The sequence below is a fragment of the Rhodovulum sp. FJ3 genome, from assembly GCF_032918305.1.
GTDB lineage: Bacteria > Pseudomonadota > Alphaproteobacteria > Rhodobacterales > Rhodobacteraceae > SAT37.
This window is the reverse complement of sequence record NZ_JAWJUU010000005.1, coordinates 75,533-99,782: the sequence shown is the minus strand read 5'-3', so window position 1 is coordinate 99,782 and position 24,250 is coordinate 75,533. Positions and strand designations below refer to the sequence as shown.

Below are 24,250 nucleotides of genomic sequence, written 5' to 3'. Positions count from 1 at the left end.
GTTCAATGGATGTGCGCGGGTGGGGCGATGGATTTCAACTGGGACGATATGCGGGTGTTTCTGGCGATTGCCCAAACCGGTCGGCTAAGCGCGGCTGGGCGACGTTTGGGCGTGTCGCACACCACCGTGGCGCGGCGTCTGCGCGACCTTGAGGCGCGCCTTGGGATTTCCCTGTTCGATCATGGGGAAAACGGTCTGACCCTGTCCGAGGCGGGGCAGGTGATCCTGAACCAAGCCCGCGGGATGGAGCGCGCGGCCTCCACCATCACCGACCGCCTGTCCGCGATGAGCGGGCGTGCGGCGGGGCGCGTACGTGTCGGTGCGCCTGACGGGTTTGGCAACGCGATCCTGTCCCGCCTCTTGCCCGAACTGCTGCAGAACGAACCCGATCTTGAGGTCGAACTGGTCCCCGTGCCGATCACGCACAAGCTTTGGCGGCGCGACGTCGACATCGCGATCAGCCTTGATCGCCCCGAACGCGGGCGTCTGATCATGCGCAAGCTGACGGATTACGACCTGCGACTCTATGCGGGCGCGGGGTTCTGGGACCGGCATGGTGGGACGCAGCCAACCGCGCTTGAGGATCTGAAGACCCTGCCGTTCGTGGGCTATATCGACGATCTGCTCTATACGCCCGAGCTGGACTTCAACCGCATCCTGATGCCCGGTTTGCGGATCGTGTATAAGGCCGCAACGGTCAAGGCACAGGTTGATGCGGTCGCCGCCAATGTCGGGCTGGGGGTTCTACCGTGCTTTATGGCCGATGACGATTTGGTGCCGGTTCTGCCCGATGACATCCGGTTCACGCGGACCTATTGGCTGCTCTATCCCGAGGATTACCGCGATCTTGAACGTATCCGCCGCGTTGCCGATTTCATCCACACGCGGGTGCAGGCGATGTCGGATGTGATGGCCTATCGCGGCTGATCGGGGCCCTTGCACCCTGCGCCAAACGTGACAGACTGCGCCGGTGATTTGCGCCAAGGTGTCCGCCCATGTCGTTCCCGTCCATGCCCAACCCCGACGTTGTGATCATCGGTGCCGGTATCATCGGCATCAACTGCGCGCTGGCGTTACAGGCGCGGGGCAAACGTGTTCTGATGCTGGACCGCAGCGGCATCGCGGTTGAAACGTCCAGTGGCAATGCCGGTGCCTTTGCGTTCCCCGAGGTCGAACCGCTGGCGACGCCCGGCATCATGTTGAAGGCGCCGAAGTGGTTGTTGGACCCGCTCGGGCCGCTGTCGATCCCGCCCGCCTATGCACCCAAGATCGCGCCGTGGATGTTGCGGTTCTGGCGGGCAAGCTGGCGTGACCGCTATGACGCCTCGGTCACCGCGCAGGCCGCCCTGATGACCCATTCGCGCAGGGCGCTGGACCGTGTGGTCGCGGATGTCGGGGGCGAGGCCTTCATCCGCCGTGAAGGGCAGTTGCAATTGTTCGAGAGTGCACGCGCCTTTGCCGCCACGGAACGCGCCCGCACGCGGCGGGAGGAACTGGGGATTCCGTTCGACGTTCTGGACGGCCCCGAGGCCATCTCCGAGATCCAACCGGGGCTCAGCCCGCGCTTTACCCACGCGATTTTCACGCCCACATGGATGAACGTCACCGATCCGGCCCTCTGGGCGCGCCACCTCGCTGCCAAGGTGCTGGAACGCGGAGCTGCGTTTGAGCAGGTCACGGTGACCGGCCTGCGCCGTGACGGGGCAGGGGCCACAGTCCTGACCGAACGCGGCGCGATCCGCGCCCCCAATGTCGTGGTCGCGGCGGGCGCGTGGTCGCATAAATTGGCCCGCGATCTGGGCGACCGCATCCCGCTCGAGACCGAGCGCGGCTATAACACGACCTTCCCCACGGCCAGCGTCGACATCAAAACGCATCTCACCTTTTCCGAGCACGGCTTTGTCGTATCGCGCATTGGCGACGGCCTGCGTGTGGGCGGCGCGGTTGAACTTGGCGGTTTGGACTGTCCACCGAACTACGCGCGGGCGCAAACGCTTCTGAACAAGGCCGCCGCGTTCCTGCCCGGGTTGGAAAAAACGGGTGGTACGCAATGGATGGGCTATCGGCCGTCCTTGCCCGATAGCCTGCCCGTCATCGGCCGCGCGCGCCATGCGCCTGATGTGATTTATACCTTTGGTCACGGGCACTTGGGTCTCACACAGTCGTCGGGAACGGGGGATTTGGTGGCCGCGTTGATCGATCAATCGGGGCCGCAATTCGACCTGAACCCCTTCCGCGCCAACCGGTTCTGAGGGGGGCGTGAGGCGAATGTCAAAAAGATGCAAAAAAGCTCTGGACACCGCCCGCCACCTCGCCTAGAACGCGCCCACCCGAATGAGACATCATTCTCCCGTGCCCGGGTAGCTCAGGGGTAGAGCAGTGGATTGAAAATCCTCGTGTCGGTGGTTCGATTCCGCCCCCGGGCACCATTTTAGCTGATTGGAAAAGCTGCAGGCGTGTTGATCGCGAGTTGAATGTTTCGGTCCAGTGGGGCGTACCGGAAGGTTTTGAACATATCGATCATGTGTGAGAGCTTACCCCGTCCGGGACATGCCCAAAGTATTTACATTTACCATCCTGAACTGTGCCATCGTCATAGCACGATGTTCTTTCCTTGAGCCCCTTTTGAGTGCATCGGTAGAGGGGCCTTGGGGGATCCGTCAAAGACGATATCCGGAGCATGACCCGATGGCCGGGGGTGATCAGAAGGGTTGAAAGGCCCGTCCGTTCCACCGAATTTCCCCTTGATTTCCTCCATGGCCCCAAATGCTGATGAGGGGGATTGGATCGTTGCTTAGGTCAGTAATAGTGCCCAGAATTTCGACTTCTTTCGCAAGGGTTCCGTCGCGTTGCAGAAAAAACTCTGTGGTGCACACTTGTGCCCCGCAACTGATATTTCTGCCATTTGTGCACTTCACGCCGCCGTGATCCAGTATCAAATCTTGAGCGCCGTCGCCATCAAGGTCTTTGACATAGGTTGAGGCCTCTGACATTTCGCCACCGGCACCCATGCAAGCATAATCAATCGCTTCGGAAACTCGCAGTTGAACCATTCTATCTAAGTCGCTCTGAGCCCTGTTTGTTTGTTTTTCAAGCGCTTCGCACAGTTCTATATCTCTAACGCGATACTGATAGAGTCCGCTCGAATTGTTTTGTCCCAAATATTCGGTGGTACTTGCGTTAATAACGCCAATCACCGAAGTGTTGGCATAGGCAGTGCTGCCCTCTGACTTATGCAGAAAATATTTGAAAAGGTCGCTCTCGTTCGTGAGACAAGAGCCTTCGACATCACCCGTGGCACTTGGCACTGGTTGCTGTGCCAAGTGCCACAGGTTGCGAATACCTTCCTCCAGCTTCCAGTTTTCATTGGACGGCAAAATGTCTGAAGCCGCGCGAAGGTTATCTGGTGTCGGATTAAGTGTTAACTGACCTTGGATTTTCTGAAGGAACGTCGTATCTTGTCCAAGTAGTTCTGCGGGTTCATTGTCTGAAGGCAGGATCGAATTGATGCCAGGAATCGAAAATCCGACCTGAGCGACCAGATGAGATACTTGTTCGCAATCAATGGGTTGTGATCGCGCGTGTTGGATTGCGCGTTTTGCAAGGAGCTCTATCTTTTCGTCGACGATGACCTCGTAGGCTGATCCACCAAGTAGTGAGCCAAACGATTTTTCGACCCCTTTTTGGGCAAGGCCGTCGACCATTTTTGCCGTGATTTCTTCTAGTGTATTTTCCAGTTCTTGGCGCCGTTCTGGTGTGATCCAGTCCTGATCTACCGAGGAAAGGGTCGCTGAAAACGCATCACACATAGAGCTGTATTCTACGCCGGCAAAAATGACTTGGGCTGTGGCGGAATATGGAGACGTGGTCGCAAGAAGCGCGGCAAGAAAGAGCGTTTTTTTCAATGACGCGGATTTAAAAATAACGCTGGTTTTCATTTTCACTCCTTACTACGCGCAATACGCCTTTATTTCAAAGTGCGTGACTTGGCCATGTTACACATGGGTAACTCATGGAGGGCAAGTAACAGTTTTGCGCGAATGCAATTTGAGCATCAATTTTCCGATCAATTACGCAATTTTTGTATGATTGGCTGTGCTTGGGTGACGTAAATGCCAGGGCCCGGCCTGTTTTAAGAGTTGTTATGAAGCAGGCGGCGCTGTTTGGGTTTTGAATCGGGATGGATTTGAGTTGCGCGATTAATTTGCAGGTCTATCCGCAAAGGGCGAACCACCGCTTCCACGCGACTCGGATCCCGGCGGCGGACATAAGTGCCCCGCAATGGCGTATCTCTATTGCAGGATCGAAAGCGAAAGGCCTATGTCCGTTGGTGCCCAGAACAAAATCCCCTGCGGCAAAACCCAATGCAGCGACGATCTATCTTTTGCCTGTGTAAGCGGCACGCCGTTTAGCAAAGCCGTCGGTTGAAACGCCATAGGGGCACTCAGTGTCTCATCACCCAGGACCAGCCAGACGTTCAGCCCCTTTGCGAGGACAAATTCGACATTGTGCAGCACGGTCCAACCACCTTGGATGGCGCGGCGTGACAGGCCGTCGAGCAGGACGTTCACAACAATGATCCGATCGTAGGTTTCCCAAAAGGCATCGCCCGCAGGAGCCTTCAGCGGGCAGCAGGTGGAAATATTTCTCGTCAGAGAAGTCCGAAAGCTGGTTGAACGGGGCGAATTCGCTGGGATCTGCACGCTTCATCCCAGGGAAATACCCCCGCGCCGACATCTCGGAAAAAATCAGCTCAAATTAGTTTTCAGGCAGTAGCCAAGGGCTGGCAACAATGCGCCCGAGTTTCTGCACGCGACATTCAGGCAAACTTTAAGGTCTCAAAATAACTTTCGAGCTTGCCGACAATCTGACCTTACACACTTTTCTACGCTGAACGGGAAGTTTGAAGCTTTGTTTCTTATATATTGCAAACTGGTGCAGAGATGGCGGGCATGCTCGATGCACCCTGTCATGGGATCAGTCGCAAATGCGCGCCGCAGTGGTGTCGCGGATGACCAGATCCGCAGATACTTCGGACACCGTGGCGGGCATATCTGGTTCTGCAATCCGGTCCAGCAGTACGCGGGCAAGCTTGCGTCCCAGTTTTTGCGGATAGACCGCCATCGTGGTCAGGGGCGGGGTTGAGACCGCCGCGTCCTCAATATCGTCAAAGCCGATGATCGACACATCCCGTCCCGGTGTCAGGCCCAAACGGTTCAGGGCCAGACAGGCCCCCAAAGCGACCGTATCCCCGTTGCATACAAGGGCGGTGATGTCGGGGTGTGCGTTGCGTAGGGACATCGTGGCCTCCATTGCGGCGCGTTTGTTGTCCTCGCAATCCCAAACCAGATCATGCGCCAGGCCCCGTTCCGCCATCTTGGCGCGATAGCCCGCGATCCGTTCCATGCGCACGTTGGATCGGTCATTGCCCCCGAGATACGCGATTTTGCGGTGCCCGATGTCGGCCAGATAGGCGGTCGCGTTGCCTGTCGCCTCGGCATTGCGGATTCCCACGTGATCCACGTCACGGCGCACATGGCGCAGGAAGGTCACCACGGGAATACGCTGGGCCCTCAACAGATCGAATGTCTCGGACGGCGTGTCATGGGCGGGCACCCAGATCAGCCCCCCGCGCCCATGGCGGATAAAGGTGTTCAACTGGCGGCTTTGGCGTTCGGGGTCATCGCGGGTGTCAACGATCGACACCAGATATCCCTCGGCTTCAAGTAGGTCGACAACCCCCGCGACCACCTCGGCATTGAACGGGTTTTGCAGGCGGTTGATCACGAACCCGATCTCGCGGTTCTCGCCCGAACGCATCGCCGCCGCCCGTGAATCCGGCACGTAGTGTAACCGCTGGGCCGCGCGCAGAACCTTTTCCCGCGTGCTCTCGGAAATCCGGCCCGTGCCCCGCATCACCTGACTGACGGTGGGGACAGAAACTCCGGCCTCGCGTGCGACGGTTTCCAAGGTGGGTTTGCGGGACAAAATGACCTCTGGGCATAGCTATAACGTTATCGCAGTTGCCAGCCAAAGATCGCCAGGCAGGGCAACGGCGTTGCCTATATTACCCATAAACACCCGAAAAATAAGCAGTTATTTTCGATTGACGTTCGATATAACGATATACCAAACTTTCGTATATTGAACAGATTCGTCTGCGGCCGCGTGGCCTGTTGGCGCATGTGTTCGGAAATCGCCCGCAGAGGCGAAAACCGGGTGACGGCCCAAGCCGCCCCGAGTGCATAGTCTGGGAGGACACATGAATTACTTTTCCAAATTTCTGGGCGCGGCCTCTGCTGTCGCCTTGTCTTGTGCCGCTGTTGCCGCGCAGGCCGAGACCCTTTTCTGGTCGACACAGGCCAAACCTGTCGAAGAAGCCCAAGCCATGCGTGAGCAGGTCCTGTCGGGCTTTGGCGGCGGGGTGGATTATCAGCCCAACGATGGCGGTCCGTGGTTGACCCGTTTGCAGGCGGAATTGCAGGCCGGATCGGGCTCGATCGGGGTGCTTGGCGCGCTGCATGGTGATTTTTCGGCGATGGACCCTGCCGATCTAGTCGATCTGTCTGATCTGGGCGTCGCCTCGGCGTCGGACACGTTCAACGGTCTGGCGAAACTGGGCACCGATAGCCTGCAGTACATCCCGTGGATGCAGGCCAGCTATATCATGGCGGCCAACAAAGAGGCACTTCAGTATCTGCCCGAGGGCGCGGACATCAACGCCCTGACCTATGATCAACTGATCGCATGGGCCGCCAATGCCCATGAGGCCGCCGGTGAGCCCAAGTTCGGCTTTCCCGCTGGTCCCAAGGGTCTGAAACACCGGTTCTTCCAAGGATACCTGTACCCGTCCTACACCGACGGGGTGGTGCGCACCTTTGCCTCTCCCGAGGCGGTGACCGCATGGACCAAGTTCAAGGAACTGTGGACCCACACCAACCCGTCCTCGACCAACTTCTCGTTCATGCAGGAACAGTTGCTGTCGGGGGATGCTTGGATCGTGTTCGACCACACCTCGCGTCTGGCACAGGCGTTTAACGAACGCCCCGATGACTTTGTTGCCTTCCCCGCACCTGCAGGTCCGACCGGTCGCGGGTTCATGCCGGTTCTGGCCGGTGTCGCCATTCCCAAGACCTCGCCGGATATGGATGCGGCCAAGGAACTGGTGGCCTATATGCTGAAGCCCGAAACGCAGATCGCGACCCTGCGTGCGACGAACTTCTTCCCCGTGGTGGACGTAGCACTGCCGGATGATCTGCCCCCGTCGGTCAAGGCCGCCGGTGACGCGGTCGCCAAGATGTCGGGATCGGCGGATGCGAACCCCGGTCTGCTGCCTGCGGGTCTGGGTGACAAGGGCGGCGATTTCAACCGCGTCTTCGTCGACACGTTTGAGCGGATCGTTCTGGCCAATCAGCCGATTGAACAGGTGCTTGAGGACCAAAAAGGTCGCCTTGCCGCGATCATGCAGGAAACCGGCGCACCGTGCTGGGCCCCTGATGCCCCGTCCGAGGGTGCTTGCCCCGTCGAATAAGACGCATCTGATACGTATTGGTCCGGGCGGCGCATGACGTGGCCCGGATTTTTCTTCTGTCCCGCTAGGTCAAAGGAGTGTTCGCCATGAACGCTCGGTTCTTGCCATATGTGTTGATCGCGCCGGTCACGTTGTTCCTGTGTTTGTTTTTCCTGTACCCGTTCGTTTTGGTCGCCAAACAGGCGTTTTCGACGGGCGCAGGGTTCACGATGGACAATTTTCGTGACGTGGTCAGCTATTGGAAATTCCCGATTTCGATGAAGAACACGCTGCTGTTGGCGGCGGCGGTGGTGCCGGTCCAACTGGCACTGGCGCTGTTGATGGCGACCATGGTCAACAAGATGAAACGGGGTCGGGATCTGGTCCTTTATGTCTGGACGATCCCGCTTGGGATTTCCGATCTGGCGGCGGGGATTATCTGGCTGGCGATTTTTGAACAGTCGGGTTTTCTGAATTCTATGATGCACGGGCTTGGCTTGATTGATCGGCCTGTGAACTTCCTCAGCTATCAGCATCCGGGCGTTGTCTTCCTTGCAATTGCGCTGGCTGAAATCTGGCGGGCGACGGCGATCATGCTGGTGATCTTGGTCGCGGGGATCGGCCTGATCCCCAAAGAATATTACGAGGCGGCCGAGGTGTTTGGCGCCTCACCGTGGAAACGGTTCACGCGTATTACCCTGCCTCTGCTGCGTCCGTCGTTGCAGACCGCCTTGGTATTGCGCGTCATTCTGGCGTTTGAGGTATTCGCGGTGGTCGCGGCCCTTGGCGGGACGTTGTTCCCCGTGCTGATGGGCGAAACCTATGCCTATCAATTTGACCTTTTGAACGGCGGCGCGGCGGCGGCGATGGCGTTGATCATTCTGGCCATTTCGATCGGCTTTACCCTGATCATTCTGCGCCTGCTGCGTGTCCCGAAAGGAGCCACGATATGACCGCCGTCACGACCCAAGCCCCTGACACCCGTCGGGCGGGCCGTACAGTCTATGTCGCGGCGGTGGTTCTGCTCTGCGCATGGGTGTTGGTGCCGCTCTACTTTCTGTTCATCAACACGCTGTCCTCACCGGATACGGTGAACAGTTTCCCCAAGCCCTTTGTGCCCGAGTTCGATACGGGATCCTTGGCGTTTTTCGCGGGCTTTGCGGGGATGTTGAGCGCGCTCAAGAACTCGATCCTTGTGGCGGGGATGACCATGATCATGTCGATCCTGATTGGTGCGCCTGCGGGCTATGCCCTGTCGCGGTTCGACTTTCGCGGCAAAGAGGTGTTTCGCCTGTTGATCCTGCTGACGCGGGCCTTTCCCTTGCCGTTGCTGGCGCTCCCGTTGGCGGTGATGTTCATTCGCACGGGTCTGGATGACACGGTGTTCGGTCTTGCCTTGGTGCACACGACATTGGCGGTGCCCTTTGCCGTTCTGATCACCTTTTCCCTGTTCTCCGGCATCCCGATGGAGCTGGAAGAGGCGGCGTGGACCCTTGGCTGTACCCGCCTGACGGCCTTTACCAAGGTGGTGCTGCCCCTGATCCTGCCGGGCATCACGGCCAGCGCGATCTTTGCCTTTGTGATCTCGTGGAACGAGGTGTTCGCGGCGGCGGTGCTGACCATCGAAAACCGCACCCTGACCGCGTTCCTTTTGCAAAATCTGGATACATCGCCCCTGCATCTGAAATTTGCGGGCGGCTTTATTCTGGTCGTGCCTGCTCTGATCTTCATCTTTGCGGTGCGCAAATATCTCTTTGCCATGTGGGGCATCGCCAACCGCTAGGCGGTGGCGTGAAAGGACAAACAATGGCTGTTATCGAAATCAAGAACGTCGCCAAACGGTTTGGAAATTACCAAGCGCTGTCAGACATCAACCTGACCATCGAAGATCAGGAATTCATGGTTTTGCTTGGCGCATCGGGGTGCGGGAAATCGACCCTGCTGCGGATCATTGCGGGCCTTGAGACCGCCAGTGAAGGCGAGGTTTGGATCGGCGGGAAACGCATCGACCACCTGCCGCCCAAGGATCGTGGCATCGCGATGGTGTTTCAGAACTATGCCGTCTTTCCCCACCTGACCGTGTTTGAAAACATCGGCTTTGGCCTGCGGATGCAAAAGCTGCCCAATGACGAAGTGACCCGCCGCGTCACACGCGTGGCCGAGTTGATGCATATCGATGCGTTGCTGAAACGCTATTCGGGAGAGCTTTCGGGCGGGCAACGCCAACGCGTCGCGGTCGCCCGCGCCTTGGCCATGGAGCCCGACGTGATCCTGATGGATGAACCTCTGTCAAACCTCGACGCGCTGTTGCGCATGGAAATGCGCGCCGAACTCAAGGGCGTCTTGGCCGAAAGCAACACGACCGCCATCTACGTCACCCATGATCAGGTCGAGGCCATGTCGATGGCCGACCGGATCAGTGTGATGCATCAGGGCAAAATTGTTCAGGCGGCATCGCCGATTGAGGTCTATCGCAATCCCGCCGCCGAATTCGTGGCCGGTTTCATTGGTAACCCGCCGATGAATTTCCTGACCGCCACGCCCGCCGGTGCGGGGCAATGGCAGGTCGCCGGATTGGCGTTGGACGGGCCGCAATCGGGGGCCGAGACCCTGAACTTTGCGATCCGGCCCGAAGATCTGCGCCTGTCGGAAACGGGCATGCAGGCCAAGGTCAAGATCGTGGAACCCCTTGGCGCGCATCTGCTTGTGACCTGTGAGGTGGACGGCACCCTGTTCCGCGCGGTTCTGGACAGTGATCTGGCGGTCAAGCGGGGTGACACCCTGACCCTGACGCCGCAACCCGACCGTATCCGCTGGTTCGATCCCGTATCGACCCGCGCTGTCGCCTGAGGCATGTGATGCAGAAATCCGATATGCTGAACCACGCGCGCACCGTGCTGCGTGACAACGATCGTGGCACCTATACGGTGCCGACCCATGGCCTGTATCCGTTTCAATGGAACTGGGACTCGGCCCTGAGTGCGCTGGGGTTTTCCCATTTCGATGAGGCACGCGCATGGACCGAAATCGACACCCTGATGGCGCATCAGTGGGACGACGGCATGGTCCCGCATATCATCTTTCACGAACCCGATGACGGCTATTTCCCGGGCCCGGATGTGTGGGGGACGAACCGGCCCACGCCGACATCGGGCATTACCCAGCCGCCCGTCGCGGGCTTTGCGGTGAACCGCATCTTTTCGCGCGCCACGGACCGTGATCTGGCCGAGCGGATGGCGCGGGCCTTGGTCCCGAAAATCCACGCGTGGCATCAATGGTTCTATCGATGTCGCGACCCACAGGGGACGGGGCTTGTCGCGCTGTTGCACCCGTGGGAATCCGGCCGTGACAATTCGGCGGATTGGGACGACGCGTTCGCGCGGGTGCCGACCGACGGCGTTGGCACCTTTACCCGCCGCGACACCACCCACGCCAACCCCGCGCACCGTCCCACAGATGATCAGTACAAGCGCTATATCTGGCTGGTGCAAAAGTTCCGCAGCCTTGATTGGGATAACAGCAAACTGCACGATGCGTCGCCGTTTCAGGTGGTCGATCCGGGGTTCAACGCGATCCTGATCCGGTCTTGCGCCGACCTTGCCGATCTGGCCGAGACCCTAAAGCTGCCCGATATCGCCACCCAGTCACGTGCGCTTGCGGATAAGGCATTGGCGGCGATGGACACGCTCTGGAGCGAGGCGGCAGGCCAGTACCTGTGCCTTGACCGTCGCCTTGGCAGCTTGATCCCCAGCCTGTCGATTGGCGGCATTCTGGCGGCCTTTGCGCCGCTGCCCGTGAACCGCGTTCAAGCCCTGAGCGCGCGGATCGAAACGCTTGCTCAATCCTGCACCTATCTGGTCCCAAGCCACGCCCCAACCACTCCCGAATTTGAGGGGCTGCGCTATTGGCGCGGGCCTGTGTGGTTGATCGTGAACTATATGATTGCGGATGGCCTGATCCGTGCGGGTGAGGGCGCAACGGCCGAACGGATCATGCAGGATTGTGCCCGTCTGATCGTCAAAAGTGGCTTTGCCGAATATCACGACCCGATCACCGCCGAACCCTGCGGGGGGGCGCATTTCACGTGGACGGCGGCCATGATCATCGAAATCTTTAGTACGCGCGATTTGGTCACCTGAACCGTCGCGCATGGGGCGGTGACTGATTGATCGCGTCATACAAATCGACACTAATGCCCCTTGGGGGCATTAAGTGGAGGATGCGATGTTCAGTGGATTTGAAGAAATCGATATCCCGCTGACGGGGGCGACCATCCATGCGCGCGTTGGCGGGGCGGGTGAGCCGCTTTTGCTGTTGCATGGCTATCCGCAGACCCATGTCATGTGGCACGGCATCGCTGATGAGCTTGCGAAAACCCATCGGGTGATTGTGCCGGACCTGCGCGGCTATGGCGATTCAATCGCGCATGACACGGATTTCAGTTTCCGCGCGATGGCGCGCGATCAGGTCGAACTGATGCACGCGCTGGGGCATTCACGTTTTGACGTCGTCGCGCATGACAGGGGCGCGCGTACGACCCACCGAATGACGCTGGACCATCCCCATGCGGTGCGGTCGGTTGCTCTGATCGACATCTTGCCGACGTTGGACGTGTGGCGGACGATGGATGACTGGTTGGCAAAACGCTATTACCACTGGATGTTTCTGGCCCAGCTTGGCGACATGCCGCACCGCCTGATCTGTGGTGATCCGATCCTGTTTTTGCACTCGGCCCTGATCGGGTTGTCGGGCGCGGTTGACCTGTTCCACCCCGATGCGATGGCGGCCTATGAACGGGCGGCCAGCAACCCGTCTGTGGTTGCGGCATGGTGCGGTGATTATTCGGCCGCAGCATCGATCGATCTGGACCATGACCGGAAGGATATGGGGCGCACCAACCCCATCCCGTGCCTCGTCCTGTGGGGCAGCAAGGGCGTTGTGGACCATCACCTTGATCCTGTCGCGACATGGCAGGCATGGTTTCCAAACGCTTCAGGGCACGCGATTGATGCGGGCCATTTCCTTGTCGAAGAGCGGCCCGCCGAGGTTCTAGAGGTCTTGCGCCACCACCTAGGCCAGACCGGTTCTGCGTCTTGATTGGCCGGTCTGGGCGGGGTCATCGCATCAACGGCACAAACGGGTGTCAAGCGGGGCCTTGATGCTCGTAAAGGTGCATTTTTGGTCCATTTCACAACATCTTAACGGCGCTGTGATTGGTGCTCCCGTGGGGCGTAGGATACCTCTTTTGCAAGGTTAGAAGAGGGATTTGAAATGAGCGCCCAGCCACAGATCATGATCTCGGGGTCGCGCTTGTTTGCGCGTTGGCTTGCCGATGCGCGCGCCAGCCTCGCCTTTACGACATATCAGGCGGGCAAGGTGCTGTTTGTCGGCCTCCAGCCCGACGGCAAACTGTCGGTGTTTGAGCGCAGTTTCGACCGCTGTATGGGGCTTGGCGCGCGTGATCGGTCGCTGTGGATGGCGACGCGCACGCAGATGTGGCGCTTTGAGGACTATCTTGAACCCGGGACCCAGAGAGATGGCTATGATGCGCGTTTTGTGCCGGTGGCGGGGCATACGACCGGCGACGTGGATGTGCATGACGTGCATCTGCGTGCTGACAAGCCGCCCTTGTTCGTGGTGACCCGTTTCAACGCGATTGCGACGCTTGCCCAGCGGGGCAGTTTCGAGGTGGTGTGGATGCCGCCGTTCATCGACCGTGTCGTCGCCGAAGACCGGTGCCACCTGAACGGCATGGCGGTTGAGGATGATCAGCTGCGTTTTGTCACCTGTGTGGGCCGCTCGAACGTGTCGGACGGGTGGCGCGATCACCGTGTGGGCGGTGGGATGCTGATCGATGTGGCCACGGGGGAAACCGCCTGTGCGGGTCTGTCGATGCCCCATTCCCCGCGTTTGCATAGGGGCGCGCTCTGGCTGGTGCAAAGTGGTACGGGGGAATTCGGGCGGGTCGATCTTGCGACCGGTCGGTTCGAACCGATCTGCTTTATCCCCGGTTTTGCGCGCGGGATTTCCTTTATGGGCAATTACGCGGTCATCGGCATGTCCCGCCCGCGCGAGAACCGGACGTTCACCGGCCTGCCTCTGGATGACCGTCTGGCGCGAGAGGGGGCACGGCCCAAATGCGGGCTTGCCGTTGTGAACCTTGAGACTGGCGCGTTGGAACATCAGTTGGTTATCGAGGGGATCGTGGAGGAACTCTATGACGTGGCCGTCCTGCCCCAGATCATCCGCCCGATGGCGCTTGGGTTCCGCAATGACGAGATCGCCTATTCAATCCGTCCCGAAATCGCGCCGGACGTTGCCGACAGGTTAGCGCGCCGATGATCCGTCTGCTTGGTAAATGTGGGCGGGGGATGGGCCTGCTTGCGCTGTTTTCGGCGGTTGTGGCGGCGCTTCAATTCGTTGTGCCGCTCTATATGATGACGATCTACAACCGTATTTTGCAGACCGGATCGCTTGAGACGCTACAGGCGGTTTCGTTGATTGCGGCGGGGTTGCTGTTGGTTTTGGGGATCGCCGAAACGGCGCGCTCGCGCATCCTTGCCATGATGGCCAAACGGATTTCGGCCTATCTGAAATCCGATGTGTATCAGGCGGTCGTCTCGGGACCTGCAAGCGTTCTGGCCGATGCACTGCAAACCACCGAAAACGGTGAGCGCTCGGAAACCACGGCCCGCAGTCAGGCGGTTCTCGATCTGCGTACCTTGTCGGGCTTTGTCGCCTCTGGGGCGATCAACACGTTTTTCGACGCGTTGCTGGCGCCGGTGTTTCTGTTGGCGCTGTTTCTGCTGCATCCGTTTCTGGGGTGGATCGGACTGGGCGCGGCGGTCTTTATCCTGTCGCTTGCCATTCTGGCCGAGGTCATCGCACGCGATTCAAACGCGCAGATCAACAAGGCCGAGGGACGGGCGCAGGCGCGGATCGAACGCCTGATGGGACAATTCGATGCGGTCGCGGGCATGGGGATCGCGCCCAATCTCTATCAACGCTGGGATGCGGACCGGGATGAGGCCGATGCGCTGAGCCTGCGCAGCCAATCCATCGTGGGCGCAATTGGCGGTCTTGCCCGTGCCGCGCGCATGGTGGTTCAGATTGCTGTGCTGGGGATTGGCGCGTGGCTGGTCCTGACGTCCGAGGGGTTTCTGGCGGGAGCGATCATTGCATCGTCCATCATCATGACCCGCGCCCTTGCGCCGATTGATCAATCGATCAGCGTCTGGCAACGCTTTGTGCGGGCCCGTGCAGCCGCCGCCAATCTGATGCGGATTGTCGATGCGGTGAACGCCTTGCCAGTGCGGCCTGCGACGATGATCGGCGAGAGTCCGTCTCTTCGCCTCGACAAGGTCACTCTGGTGTTTCCGGGACAACGCAATGCGATGTTGCAGGACGCCTCGCTCCGGATCGCGGCGGGGGAGACCCTTGGCGTGCTTGGCCCCGTGGGGGCGGGTAAAACCACGTTGCTGCGCACAATGGCGGGTCTGCACCGTCCGCGCACAGGCAGTGTTCTGTTGGGCGACACCCCTGTGGATTTGTTCGCCGAAAGCGCGCGGCAAACCTCATTTGGCTATCTGCCGCAGGACATTCAGTTGTTGCCGGGGACGATCCTTGAAAACATCTCGCGCTTTGCGCCCGACGGGGCAGAGACGCGCGCGCGGGTGCAAACGGCCCTGTCGCTGGTCGGCGCGCTTGGCTTTGTCGAGGCGTTGCCCGAGGGCATGGGCACCCAATGGCGGGCCGAACGTCTGTCTGCGGGCCAGACTCAGTTGCTTGGCTTGGCGCGGGCCTTTTACGGCGATCCCGCGCTGGCCCTGCTGGATGAACCCACCGCCAATCTGGACGCCGAGGGCAAGGCCACCGTCGCGCGCGCCATTGCCGCCCGCGCCCAAGCGGGGCTGATCACGGTCTTTGTGTCCCATGATCGCGACCTTTTGGCGACTGCGCCGCGGCTCCTTTATATCGCGTCGGGGGTGGCCAAGCTGGGCCCGACACAGGACGTGTTCGCCTATCTCGCCGAACGTCAGCGCCAAGCCGCCGAAGCGATTGCCGCGGCGCCCACCCCGAACAGAGGGACCGCCGCATGACCGTCTCCCGCCCGTCCGAGACCCGATATCTGCGCGATCCGTTCGTCGTCTTTTGCATGGCCTTGGTGGGCATCGGCATGGCGGGATTTGTCTATTGGTCGTCCACCGCGCAGCTGGCCCAAGGGATCACCGCGGGCGGGGTTCTGATCGCCGAGACGCGCCGCTATCCCGTGCAACATCTTGAAGGCGGGATCATCCAAGAGATAACCATTACCGAGGGCGATACGGTGTCCGCAGGGTCCGTTGCGATGGTGATCACCGACGCCACATCGGCGGCGCGCCTGTCCCAAGCGCGGGCCGAGATGTTGGGCCTCTTGGCGCTGATCGACCGGCTGACGGCCCAGATCACCGACGCGGACAGCTTGGATTTCCAACGCCTGCGCCAGAACGCCGATGCCGAGACCCGCGCAGAGATTGAGGCCCTGAACACGCGCCTGTTTCAGGATGAAACCGCCGCGCTTGAGGGCGAACGCGCGCTGATCCGTGCCAAAATCGCGCGGCTGGATGCCCAGCGGGCCGTGCTGGACGTGCGCCGCGCGGGCAAGCGGCGCGAGATCACCGCCCTGAACGAAGAGCAATCGGTGCAAAATCAGGCGCTGGACCGGCAATTGGGTAATGTCAGCCGCGTGAACGAACTGGAACGTCTGCTGGCCGTGGCGGAAACCGCGCTGGCCGAGATCGACGAGGATGAGCGCGTGAACGCCCAAGCCGTGATCGAGGCGGAACTGGAATTGCGCCAGATCGACCTGCGCGCCCGCGCAGATCAGTCCGAGGCGCTTGAAGAGGCAACGCGCCAATTGGCCGTCGTGACCGAGGAGGTCACCGCGCTAGAAGATCGCCGTTTGCGCAGCAGTGTGGTTGCGCCCGTCGATGGCGAGGTGATCGATCTGGCCTTTGCGGCGGAGGGCGGTGTGGTCGGGCCGGGCGAGCGGCTGTTTGACATTGTGCCCTCGGACAGCACCAAGGATGTCGAGGTGCGCTTTTTGCCCGGTGATCGCGACGATCTGCGGATCGGGCGGGCGGTCAATCTGCGCTTTGGAACGCTGGACCCGATCAACCCGCCCCAAGTGGGCGGCGTTCTGGAACGCATCGCGGCGGATGCGACCCAAGACCCGCAAACGGGCAGCTATTATTACCTCGCCACGGTGTCGATTTTGCCCGAGGCCTGGGACGAGCTGGAGCAGTACGAGATCACGGCGGGCATCCCGTTGGAGGTGTTCTTTGACAAAGGCACGCCGCGCACGCCGCTGTCCTATTTCATCGAGCCGATTGCGGAAATGATGCGCCTCGGGATGCGGTCCTGAGGCGTCTACGGCACCAAAACACCGCTGAGCAGTAGGATCTCGGCCTCGGCTGTCCGGGCGGCGGCGCGGCTTTCTAGCGCGGCAAGCTCTGCCTCAAACATGTCCACACGTGCCTCGATCACGTCGGTATAGGGGGCCAGCCCGTTCTGCACCTGAAACCCCACATCTTCGATCCGCATGCGCAGCAGGGCCACGCTTTTGTCCTGTTGGGCGGCAAGGCGGCGTTGGGATTGTGCACGGCTGGCGGCGCGGGCGATGGCCGTTTGTGCATCGCGACCGGCGCTGTCGATTTCGGCGTCGATGGCGGGCAGTTGCGCGCGCGCCTCGGCCAAGTCATCGTCGAGGTCCCGACGGTGGAGCGGCACGTCAAGGGTCAGACCGATGCCCGTCGCGTCCGAACTGCCATCAAGCGCCAGAGCCGCATCCGCAGAGATCGTCGGACGGCGGCGCAAACGCGCGCTTTGGACCTCGGCCTGTTGCAGAATACGCGTCGCGCGAAGCTGACGAATGCTCGCCCCGTGGAATAGGGCGGCCTCTTGGGCGGCGGTCGTCGTCTCGACACCGGCCACACGGCGCAGCACGCTGGCATCGACCGCGCTTGGTACGGGTTTCGCGCCCATCAGCGCGGACCAGCTCAGCCCTGCGTCGGTCAGGTCGGCCTCGGCACTGGTCAAATCGACCTGTGCGCGCTGCCCCTCGACGGCGGCCAAACGCAGCTCGGTCGCCGAGGCTAGGTTCAGATCGACCAGATCTTGCGCTGCGCGCTCGGCCTCTCGGTATTCGGCGATCTGACGGCGGTGCAGTGCGATCCGCGCACGCGCATGACGGGCCTCTTCGATCGCGGCAAGGGCCTGCGCAAGCAGGGCAGAGCGCGCGGCGGCGGTCTCTTGCTCGGTCAATCCGCGCGTCGCAGACAGTCGCGCGATTTCCGCGTTGCGTTTGCCGAAATCGATCAGGGGCTGTGTCGCGCGCAGGGTCAGGTTGCCCTCACCGATGGTGCTGCCGATGATGCTGAAATCCGGACGGAAGGGATTGGCAAGGGATTGCGCGCGCGCCTCAATCGCCTGCCCCCTGAGCTGCCCCGCCCGCAGGCGCGGGTCTTGGGCATAGAGCAGGGACAGATCACGCAGGAACGCGGCCTCAGCCGCCGGAGCCTTGGCCGCAAGCGCGCCAAGCGGATCGGCGGCCGGTGTGACCGGCGCCGGGACCTCTAATGTGCCGCCCCCGGTTTCAGGGGCGGGAAGGGGTGCGGTGGCACAGGCGGTCAGCGTCAGACCAAGAACAAGGATCGATCCGACGCCGCGCATTTGCTTCGGTGTCAAAACTAGACAGCGATGCTGATGACCGAAACCGCGTCATCGACCAGCAGTTCCGCCGCGCCATTGGTGAACACGTCAAAAGTGTCGCCATCAACGTCGCGTTGGCCGCTGCTTGTCCAGTCGCTGAGATCGTTGAGGATGACCGCATCCCCCGCATCGCCGCGCACGGTAAAGGTGGTGATCCCGCCCGAGGTATCCTCGGACAGATCCAGCAACGACAGCCGGTCGAGGGTCAGACTGTTGTCGCCCGTGCCGGTAAGGTCGATCAGCTCAAAGTTCTCCACATCGGTGCGTGCCCCAGTCAGGTCGAGGTTCAGCCCCGCGCCGTCAAGGATCAGGCTGTCCGTGCCGTGGCCCCCGTCAACGTCGGCGAAATCAAGAGAGGTGATCGTGATCACGTCATCGCCCGCGCCGCCGCGCACCACATCATCGGTCCCGATGTTGCTAAAGCTGTCCGCGCCCGCATTGCCGGTAAAATTATCCGCCGCCGCCGTGCCGGTCTGCGAAACGACCTCCGTGCTCTCGGTCTCTGTCGCGCCGCCGTAGATCACAAAGGCCCTGCCCGTAACAACGCCATCATCAACATCAAATGGGGCGCCGATTATGAGATCGTCAAATCCGTCGCCATTCACATCCCCCGCCGAGGACACAGAAACGGCAATTCGACTGTTCGCTACATCACCTTGGATGATAAAGCCTTGTGCCTGTGTCAGCGTGCTGAGGTCGACATTGGTCCCCGCCGCGCTGCCATAGACCACATAGGCCTCGCCCGCATTGTTTCCTCCGTCATCGCCTCCTTGAGCGCCGATAAGGAGATCGTCGAACCCGTCGCCGTTCACATCCCCCGCCGAGGACACGGCGTCACCAGCGAAATCACTGAACGTATCACCTTGAATGATAAATCCTTGTTCAGGAGTTAGCGTGGTCAGATCGATGTTACTCCCGGACGCACTGCCATAGATAACATAGGCCTCGCCTGCGCTGGTTCCTCCGTCATCGCCTACGTATGCACCAACGATGAGATCGTCGAACCCGTCGCCGTTCACATCCCCCGCCGAGGACACAGACGTACCCGCCAAATCACCCGCCATATCACCCTGAATGATAAAGCCCTGCGCAGGTGTCAGCGAGCTTAGGTCTACATTGGCCCCGGTTGCGTTGCCGTAGATCACATAGGCCTCGCCAGCATCAGTGCCCCCGTCATCGCCACGGTCTGCGGCGATGATGAGATCGTCGAACCCGTCGCCGTTCACATCCCCCGCCGAGGACACAGACGTGCCCGCCCGATCACCCGCCTCATCTCCTTGGATAATAAAGCCCTGTTCAGATGTCAGTGTGCCGAGGTCAATGTTGGTCCCCGTCTCACCGCCAAAGATCACATAGGCCGCGCCCGTACCGAGGTTGGCAGCTCTGGCGCCAACGATGAGATCGTCAAAGCCATCACCATTCACATCCCCCGCCGAGGAAACTGAGATACCTGCAAAATCAGCATTCCGATCGCCGATGAAAACAAAGCCTTGCGCGCTTGTCAGCGAGCTGAGATCGATGTCCACCCCCGTCGCACTGCCATAGATCACGTAGGCCTCGCCCTCAGTGCCGTTGGCAAAAGGGGCGCCAACGATGAGATCATCAAACCCGTCGCCATTCACATCCCCCGCAGAGGACACGGAATAGCCCGCCCGATCAAACGCCTCATCGCCTTGGATTCTGAAACCTTGGGCGTTTGTCAGCGTGCTGATATCGATATTGGCACCGGTCGCGCTGCCATAGAACACATAGGCATCGCCAGCAACACCGCCGCCATTGTCGCTATTCGGGCTGCCAACGATAAAGTCGTCGAATCCGTCGCCATTCACATCCCCTGCAGACGAAACAGAAGAACCCAGCCGGTCCGAAAAGGCAGCGCCCTCGATGATAATCCCCTGCGTTTGTGTCAGTGTGCTTAGGTCGACAGTTTCACTGATCATGTTCGTTACAGTGATCGCAACGTTCTGATCGACTGTTTGCCCGCCTGCCGTGGCGGTGACCACAACATCATAGACATTGTCGCCACCTGCATCGCTGGGGGCCTCGAAATCGGGTGCGGAAACGAAGGTCACTGCTCCGGTGGTGCTGTCGATCTCAAAGAGCGCGGCATCGGTGCCCGACAGACTATAGGTAACCGCGTCGCCATCCGCGTCCGTGGCAACTGCCGTATAGGCTGCCGTCTGGTTTTCGATCACGCTTGCCGTTGTGTCGGACGAAAAGGTTGGCGTGTTATCGTTCTCGTTGGTGACAGTGATCGTAACGGCCCGACTGATGGATGCCCCACCCGAACTAGCGACAACTTCCACGTCATAGGTATTGTTCCCGCCAGAATCGCCGGGAGCTTCGAAATCGGGCGCAGCTATAAAGGTGACGACACCGGTTGCACTGTCGATCTCAAAGAGCGCGGCATCGGTGCCCGACAAGCTGTAGGTGACCGCGTCGCCATCCGCGTCTGTGGCAACTGCCGTATAGGCCGCCGTTTGGTTCTCGGCCACACTGGCCGTGGTGCCCGAGGAGAAAACCGGCAGGTTGTCATTTTCATTGGTGACGGTGATCGTGACATTCTGGTTGGTTGTTCGCCCACCAGCCGCGGCTCTTACCACAATGTCGTAGGCATTGTTCCCGTTCGCGTCGCCAGGGGCCTCGAAGTCGGGCGCGTCTCTAAAGGTGACCTCGCCGGTCGAGCTGTCGATTTCAAAGAGCGCAGCATCTCGACCCGACAGGCTGTAGGTGACCGTTTCGCCGTCGATATCGGTGGCAACGGCGTTATACGCGGCCGTCTGGTTCTCGGCGACGCTCGCCACGGGGCCAGAGGAAAAGGACAGTCCGTTATCGCCCGAACTACCACCGCCACCACCGGCCGCGCCAAGGGCAACAACCCCGCCCAGAATCGCAGGCAGGGATCCAACGCCCCCCTCAGCGGCAACCGTTTCCGCACCCGCCAGATTGAGGTCCGCGACAACCGATTGGCTGAGGACGATCTGGCCATCGACGATCTGATAGTCGGCAGCGTTCACAACAACCGTCCGGCCATCCGACAGCACCAGCTGTAGGTCGCCATTCGCAAGTTGATTGGTGCTGGTCACAGTCGACTGGGCGTCCTGCGCCTGCGCCTGTGTTGCCAGCGACGCGGCCAAAGCAGAGGCCAGAGCCGATGTTGCGACATGTGACTTGCGCGATGTCTTGTGATTTTCGCGCGTGCCGGTCTGTCCGGCGGCCTCAGGCCCAACAATCTGATTTTGCGACATGATATTCCCTACACCTTGGCCATGGGGATCGCCTCTAGTCGGATCACACACGGACATACGTTCTGTACAGGGCTCTTTAATCACGCTTGAGCAGGCGGTGTTTAATAACAGTTGCGTGTGTTAAATCACCGTTCCTTGAGCGCGGATATCAGCACCCACACTTTGTGCGATTTGGGGCTGTCGGAATGTGGATCGCGTTGAGTGAGATGCGTTGGATTTTCGTGGAGATTTCATTGATCGATCGGGTCTCTGGCCCGACTGTTCGGGCCAGAGACAGGAGGCTAGTTCACCCGTCAACCGTGGCTTGCGGCTTGCCCGCCAAACCAAATGCCAAGATCGTGGTCAGCACTGAACGCAAATCGGAGTTGGTCACGGTATTCGTGATCTCAAACACGCGCTCCGGAGCGAACTCCAAGCCCTCTACAATCAGCATTGGATCGGCCTTCACAATCTGGTCGGCATTCGCAACAAGGGTTTCGAACGCTTCGGCAGACAGTTCGTGCAGGCGCGTTTTCAAGTTGGTCCGGTCACAAGATCCATTCGGACGTTCAATCCCTACGGTTTGGTAGCCATTGATCGTAGGAATGATCTGGGGATATCCGCAGGCTGCGGCGGCGTTGACGACATCATCGCGCCCGACTGGACGGTCATAGGACTCGGCATTTGGTTCGAGTTTTTCGGCGGCGTCGCTCAGAAACCCCTGCAGGTTTTCGCTGGCGCCACGGGCACTGGCAACCGACACCGCAGCGCGAAATTGGCGGTCATCTTCCAAAGTCACATTCGCGATTTTGCCTTGCGACAATGCCACGCCCGTCGCCCAAGCGTCCTCTAGGTATTCGTGGATTTCGACGGGGGTCAGGATGGCCCTGACCTTATCGAACTGCGCGCGATCTCCTTCGTAGGCCACCGCGATCAGGGGAGCATAGACGCGCAGGTTGTCCCATTTCATGACCTCGCGCTCGCCAAGGGTATCGATCAGCGCCGTCAGATCCGGCCCTGTCAGGTGAACCGCACCCGCCATCAACAACAGGCTCAGGTCGCGCGCCTCGGTTTCGGGGGCGGCAGCAATCTGCAAGAGGTGCTTGCCCACCGCGTCTTTGGCGAACAGACCAAAGATATATTCATATCCCTTGTCCCCGTAGTCCGCGAGATAGAAATCCAGCGCGGCCTGATCCCCGAATTTGTGTTTGAGGATCGTGATGAACATGTTTTCCGACGTGACTTGGCCCGTAGACGCAAGGAACTCTTCGGCGCCTCGGAAAATGTCCCAGTCGATCTGATCCTCACCCAGGCTGTCGATGTGTTGAACGAAGGTTTCTAGATTTTCGGCGTTGTCCGAAAGCCCGAGCAAGGATTGACCCGACTGGCCAAGCTTTACGATTTCGCGCGCCTCGTCGCTGGTGTCGCCGGCAATCACGTCAAAGGCGGCAAGGACCGACATCATCTCGGTGGTGTGGTAGTCCCATGACGCGGTGTCGAGGTTCTTTAGGTACGGCGCAACGACAGACGCGTCGCCGAAAGACAACAGTTCGGCCGCTGGTTCGGTCGATGGGTTTTCCTTGAAGATCGCGTTCACAAGGTCCGTATCGCCCGCCGCCATTGCCAAGGCGCTTGCCATTGACGGGTCCGTATCCAGCAAGAATTCCTTGCGGGTTTCGTACCCGCTGTCGCGGGCCAGACGTTCGATGACACAGGTTGGGGTCGGGACCTGATCGCACAGCTCGTATTCGCGCTGGGCTTCGAGTTCGACGATTTGCTGCTTGAGGCTGGTAGACGAAAAGGCACCTACCGATCCACCCGCCGCGATTTCGAGGCCGAGGTCGGTTTTGCCATAGTCCTGAACGATCAGGGTCAGCGCTTGCTCAACGGCTTTGCCGGCCTCAAGACGCGCCTGCGTGTCGCCCGCGGTATCTTGCATCTGGGCATAGTTTTGCAGGGCCTCTGCAAGGACCTCTCGTGCCTTGTCCTCTTCGGACTGACAGCCCGCAAGGATTAGGACGGTGGCCAAGCCACCTAATGTTGCTTTGATCCGCATTGGTTTCTCCGGGTTGGATGGTTGACGGTTGAGGATGGGTCAGAAATTCGAAAGACCGGTCGCGTCGGACATTTGGGCGACGCCGGATGTTTGACCTTGGCCACGGGCGCTCAGGATGCCGACAAGCGCACCGTTCTGGACAATCGGTGCGCCCGACCAGCCGAGGTTCACGGCGCAGGACAGTTCGACAAGGGCGCCGGACCTGCCAAGAAACCCGCAAGGCACGCTTTGCAATTCGCCCTCGGGTGTTAGCGCAAGAATTTCGACGGGTGCAGGGTCCGCTGGACGGGCCGCAAGGACACCCGTGGACGCATCGGTTGCGGGAACACGTAGTTTCGCCAGATCCCAGCGCGCGGCGGTGTCTGGCGCGGAAATCTCGTATCCCGGATGTTCAAGCGGGTCGGGCGCAAACAGGGCCTTGCCGTCCTCGAAAACGGTGATGCCAGTTTGATCATGCACACAATGCGCCGCCGTTGCTATTGTTTGATCGTCCAGACGAACCGCGTTGCAGGTTTGGCCTTGGTCGGTCTGTAACAACAGAGGACGCGGCGCACGAAGTTGCGATGCGACCGTCGCTTGGGTGTCGGTAAACGGCACGAATGCGCAACCGGTTGTAAGTGTCGCAATGGCAAACGAAATTGGTCGTATCATAGGGTCTATCCAAACTTGAAATGGGCCCCGCGCGGATGGGCAACCGCGCGGGGCGGG

The 24,250-nt window shown here is 60.2% G+C and carries 18 protein-coding genes and 1 tRNA gene; 12 read left to right on the top strand and 7 right to left on the bottom strand.

The window, feature by feature from the left end:
* The first annotated feature begins 27 nt into the window (after positions 1–27).
* The 3 genes from R1W00_RS14435 (at position 28) to R1W00_RS14425 (ending at position 2,429) form a co-directional block, all read left to right on the top strand.
* On the top strand, positions 28–927 hold the full coding sequence (locus tag R1W00_RS14435; RefSeq protein ID WP_317263467.1) for a LysR family transcriptional regulator: 900 nt from the start codon (positions 28–30) through the stop codon (positions 925–927).
* A gap of 68 nt (positions 928–995) precedes the next feature.
* Complete coding sequence (locus R1W00_RS14430) at positions 996–2,252, top strand: NAD(P)/FAD-dependent oxidoreductase (RefSeq protein WP_317263466.1); 1,257 nt, start codon at positions 996–998, stop codon at positions 2,250–2,252.
* Between the two features lie 102 nt (positions 2,253–2,354).
* A tRNA-Phe gene (locus R1W00_RS14425) sits at positions 2,355–2,429 on the top strand.
* A 273-nt stretch (positions 2,430–2,702) separates the two neighbouring features.
* On the opposite strand, the gene R1W00_RS14420 is transcribed toward R1W00_RS14425, so the two are convergent.
* From R1W00_RS14420 to R1W00_RS14410, 3 genes are all read right to left on the bottom strand, one after another.
* Positions 2,703–3,938 carry a hypothetical protein gene (locus tag R1W00_RS14420; protein ID WP_317263465.1) on the bottom strand — a complete coding sequence of 412 codons (1,236 nt, stop codon included), beginning with the start codon at positions 3,936–3,938 and terminating at the stop codon, positions 2,703–2,705.
* A 354-nt stretch (positions 3,939–4,292) separates the two neighbouring features.
* Positions 4,293–4,703 (bottom strand): hypothetical protein, encoded by a 411-nt coding sequence (locus R1W00_RS14415; RefSeq protein ID WP_317263464.1) that lies wholly within the window; start codon positions 4,701–4,703, stop codon positions 4,293–4,295.
* A 274-nt stretch (positions 4,704–4,977) separates the two neighbouring features.
* Entirely contained in the window at positions 4,978–5,988 is a 1,011-nt protein-coding gene (locus R1W00_RS14410) for a LacI family DNA-binding transcriptional regulator (protein ID WP_317263463.1), read from the bottom strand.
* A 274-nt stretch (positions 5,989–6,262) separates the two neighbouring features.
* Here R1W00_RS14410 and R1W00_RS14405 point away from each other — a divergent pair, with 274 nt between their 5' ends.
* The 9 genes from R1W00_RS14405 (at position 6,263) to R1W00_RS14365 (ending at position 16,913) form a co-directional block, all read left to right on the top strand.
* Complete coding sequence (locus tag R1W00_RS14405; protein WP_317263462.1) at positions 6,263–7,531, top strand: ABC transporter substrate-binding protein; 1,269 nt, start codon at positions 6,263–6,265, stop codon at positions 7,529–7,531.
* 86 nt (positions 7,532–7,617) lie between these two features.
* Entirely contained in the window at positions 7,618–8,463 is an 846-nt protein-coding gene (locus R1W00_RS14400) for a sugar ABC transporter permease (RefSeq protein WP_317263461.1), read from the top strand.
* A complete protein-coding gene (locus R1W00_RS14395; protein WP_317263460.1) occupies positions 8,460–9,293 on the top strand; it encodes a carbohydrate ABC transporter permease in 834 nt (277 codons plus the stop codon). The genes R1W00_RS14400 and R1W00_RS14395 overlap by 4 nt, the downstream gene beginning before the upstream one ends.
* 23 nt (positions 9,294–9,316) lie before the next feature.
* Positions 9,317–10,360 carry an ABC transporter ATP-binding protein gene (locus R1W00_RS14390; RefSeq protein WP_317263459.1) on the top strand — a complete coding sequence of 348 codons (1,044 nt, stop codon included), beginning with the start codon at positions 9,317–9,319 and terminating at the stop codon, positions 10,358–10,360.
* Between the two features lie 8 nt (positions 10,361–10,368).
* Entirely contained in the window at positions 10,369–11,649 is a 1,281-nt protein-coding gene (locus R1W00_RS14385) for an amylo-alpha-1,6-glucosidase (protein ID WP_317263458.1), read from the top strand.
* Positions 11,650–11,734: 85 nt separating this feature from the next.
* Entirely contained in the window at positions 11,735–12,607 is an 873-nt protein-coding gene (locus tag R1W00_RS14380; protein ID WP_317263457.1) for an alpha/beta hydrolase, read from the top strand.
* Positions 12,608–12,781: 174 nt separating this feature from the next.
* Positions 12,782–13,852 (top strand): TIGR03032 family protein, encoded by a 1,071-nt coding sequence (locus R1W00_RS14375; protein ID WP_317263456.1) that lies wholly within the window; start codon positions 12,782–12,784, stop codon positions 13,850–13,852.
* Entirely contained in the window at positions 13,849–15,609 is a 1,761-nt protein-coding gene (locus tag R1W00_RS14370) for a type I secretion system permease/ATPase (RefSeq protein WP_317263455.1), read from the top strand. Before R1W00_RS14375 ends, R1W00_RS14370 begins: the two co-directional genes overlap by 4 nt.
* Positions 15,606–16,913: an HlyD family type I secretion periplasmic adaptor subunit gene (locus tag R1W00_RS14365; RefSeq protein ID WP_317263454.1), complete on the top strand. Its 1,308-nt coding sequence runs from the start codon at positions 15,606–15,608 to the stop codon at positions 16,911–16,913. The genes R1W00_RS14370 and R1W00_RS14365 overlap by 4 nt, the downstream gene beginning before the upstream one ends.
* A gap of 5 nt (positions 16,914–16,918) precedes the next feature.
* On the opposite strand, the gene R1W00_RS14360 is transcribed toward R1W00_RS14365, so the two are convergent.
* From R1W00_RS14360 to R1W00_RS14345, 4 genes are all read right to left on the bottom strand, one after another.
* Entirely contained in the window at positions 16,919–18,220 is a 1,302-nt protein-coding gene (locus R1W00_RS14360; RefSeq protein ID WP_317263453.1) for a TolC family protein, read from the bottom strand.
* A gap of 17 nt (positions 18,221–18,237) precedes the next feature.
* Positions 18,238–21,507 (bottom strand): hypothetical protein, encoded by a 3,270-nt coding sequence (locus R1W00_RS14355; protein ID WP_317263452.1) that lies wholly within the window; start codon positions 21,505–21,507, stop codon positions 18,238–18,240.
* Between the two features lie 286 nt (positions 21,508–21,793).
* Entirely contained in the window at positions 21,794–23,542 is a 1,749-nt protein-coding gene (locus tag R1W00_RS14350) for a hypothetical protein (protein ID WP_317263451.1), read from the bottom strand.
* 39 nt (positions 23,543–23,581) lie between these two features.
* Positions 23,582–24,193 carry a serine protease gene (locus R1W00_RS14345; RefSeq protein WP_317263450.1) on the bottom strand — a complete coding sequence of 204 codons (612 nt, stop codon included), beginning with the start codon at positions 24,191–24,193 and terminating at the stop codon, positions 23,582–23,584.
* Between the last annotated feature and the right edge of the window lie 57 nt (positions 24,194–24,250).

Bases quoted from the DNA above. Each gene is read 5' to 3' on its own strand.
- R1W00_RS14390 (WP_317263459.1), top strand. From the start codon at position 9,317: ATGGCTGTTATCGAAATCAAGAACGTCGCCAAACGGTTTGGAAATTAC.
- R1W00_RS14345 (WP_317263450.1), bottom strand. From the start codon at position 24,193: ATGATACGACCAATTTCGTTTGCCATTGCGACACTTACAACCGGTTGC.
- R1W00_RS14360 (WP_317263453.1), bottom strand. From the start codon at position 18,220: ATGCGCGGCGTCGGATCGATCCTTGTTCTTGGTCTGACGCTGACCGCC.
- R1W00_RS14385 (WP_317263458.1), top strand. From the start codon at position 10,369: ATGCAGAAATCCGATATGCTGAACCACGCGCGCACCGTGCTGCGTGAC.
- R1W00_RS14435 (WP_317263467.1), top strand. From the start codon at position 28: ATGGATTTCAACTGGGACGATATGCGGGTGTTTCTGGCGATTGCCCAA.
- R1W00_RS14405 (WP_317263462.1), top strand. From the start codon at position 6,263: ATGAATTACTTTTCCAAATTTCTGGGCGCGGCCTCTGCTGTCGCCTTG.
- R1W00_RS14375 (WP_317263456.1), top strand. From the start codon at position 12,782: ATGAGCGCCCAGCCACAGATCATGATCTCGGGGTCGCGCTTGTTTGCG.
- R1W00_RS14365 (WP_317263454.1), top strand. From the start codon at position 15,606: ATGACCGTCTCCCGCCCGTCCGAGACCCGATATCTGCGCGATCCGTTC.
- R1W00_RS14355 (WP_317263452.1), bottom strand. From the start codon at position 21,507: ATGTCGCAAAATCAGATTGTTGGGCCTGAGGCCGCCGGACAGACCGGC.
- R1W00_RS14370 (WP_317263455.1), top strand. From the start codon at position 13,849: ATGATCCGTCTGCTTGGTAAATGTGGGCGGGGGATGGGCCTGCTTGCG.
- R1W00_RS14380 (WP_317263457.1), top strand. From the start codon at position 11,735: ATGTTCAGTGGATTTGAAGAAATCGATATCCCGCTGACGGGGGCGACC.
- R1W00_RS14350 (WP_317263451.1), bottom strand. From the start codon at position 23,542: ATGCGGATCAAAGCAACATTAGGTGGCTTGGCCACCGTCCTAATCCTT.
- R1W00_RS14395 (WP_317263460.1), top strand. From the start codon at position 8,460: ATGACCGCCGTCACGACCCAAGCCCCTGACACCCGTCGGGCGGGCCGT.
- R1W00_RS14430 (WP_317263466.1), top strand. From the start codon at position 996: ATGTCGTTCCCGTCCATGCCCAACCCCGACGTTGTGATCATCGGTGCC.
- R1W00_RS14420 (WP_317263465.1), bottom strand. From the start codon at position 3,938: ATGAAAACCAGCGTTATTTTTAAATCCGCGTCATTGAAAAAAACGCTC.
- R1W00_RS14400 (WP_317263461.1), top strand. From the start codon at position 7,618: ATGAACGCTCGGTTCTTGCCATATGTGTTGATCGCGCCGGTCACGTTG.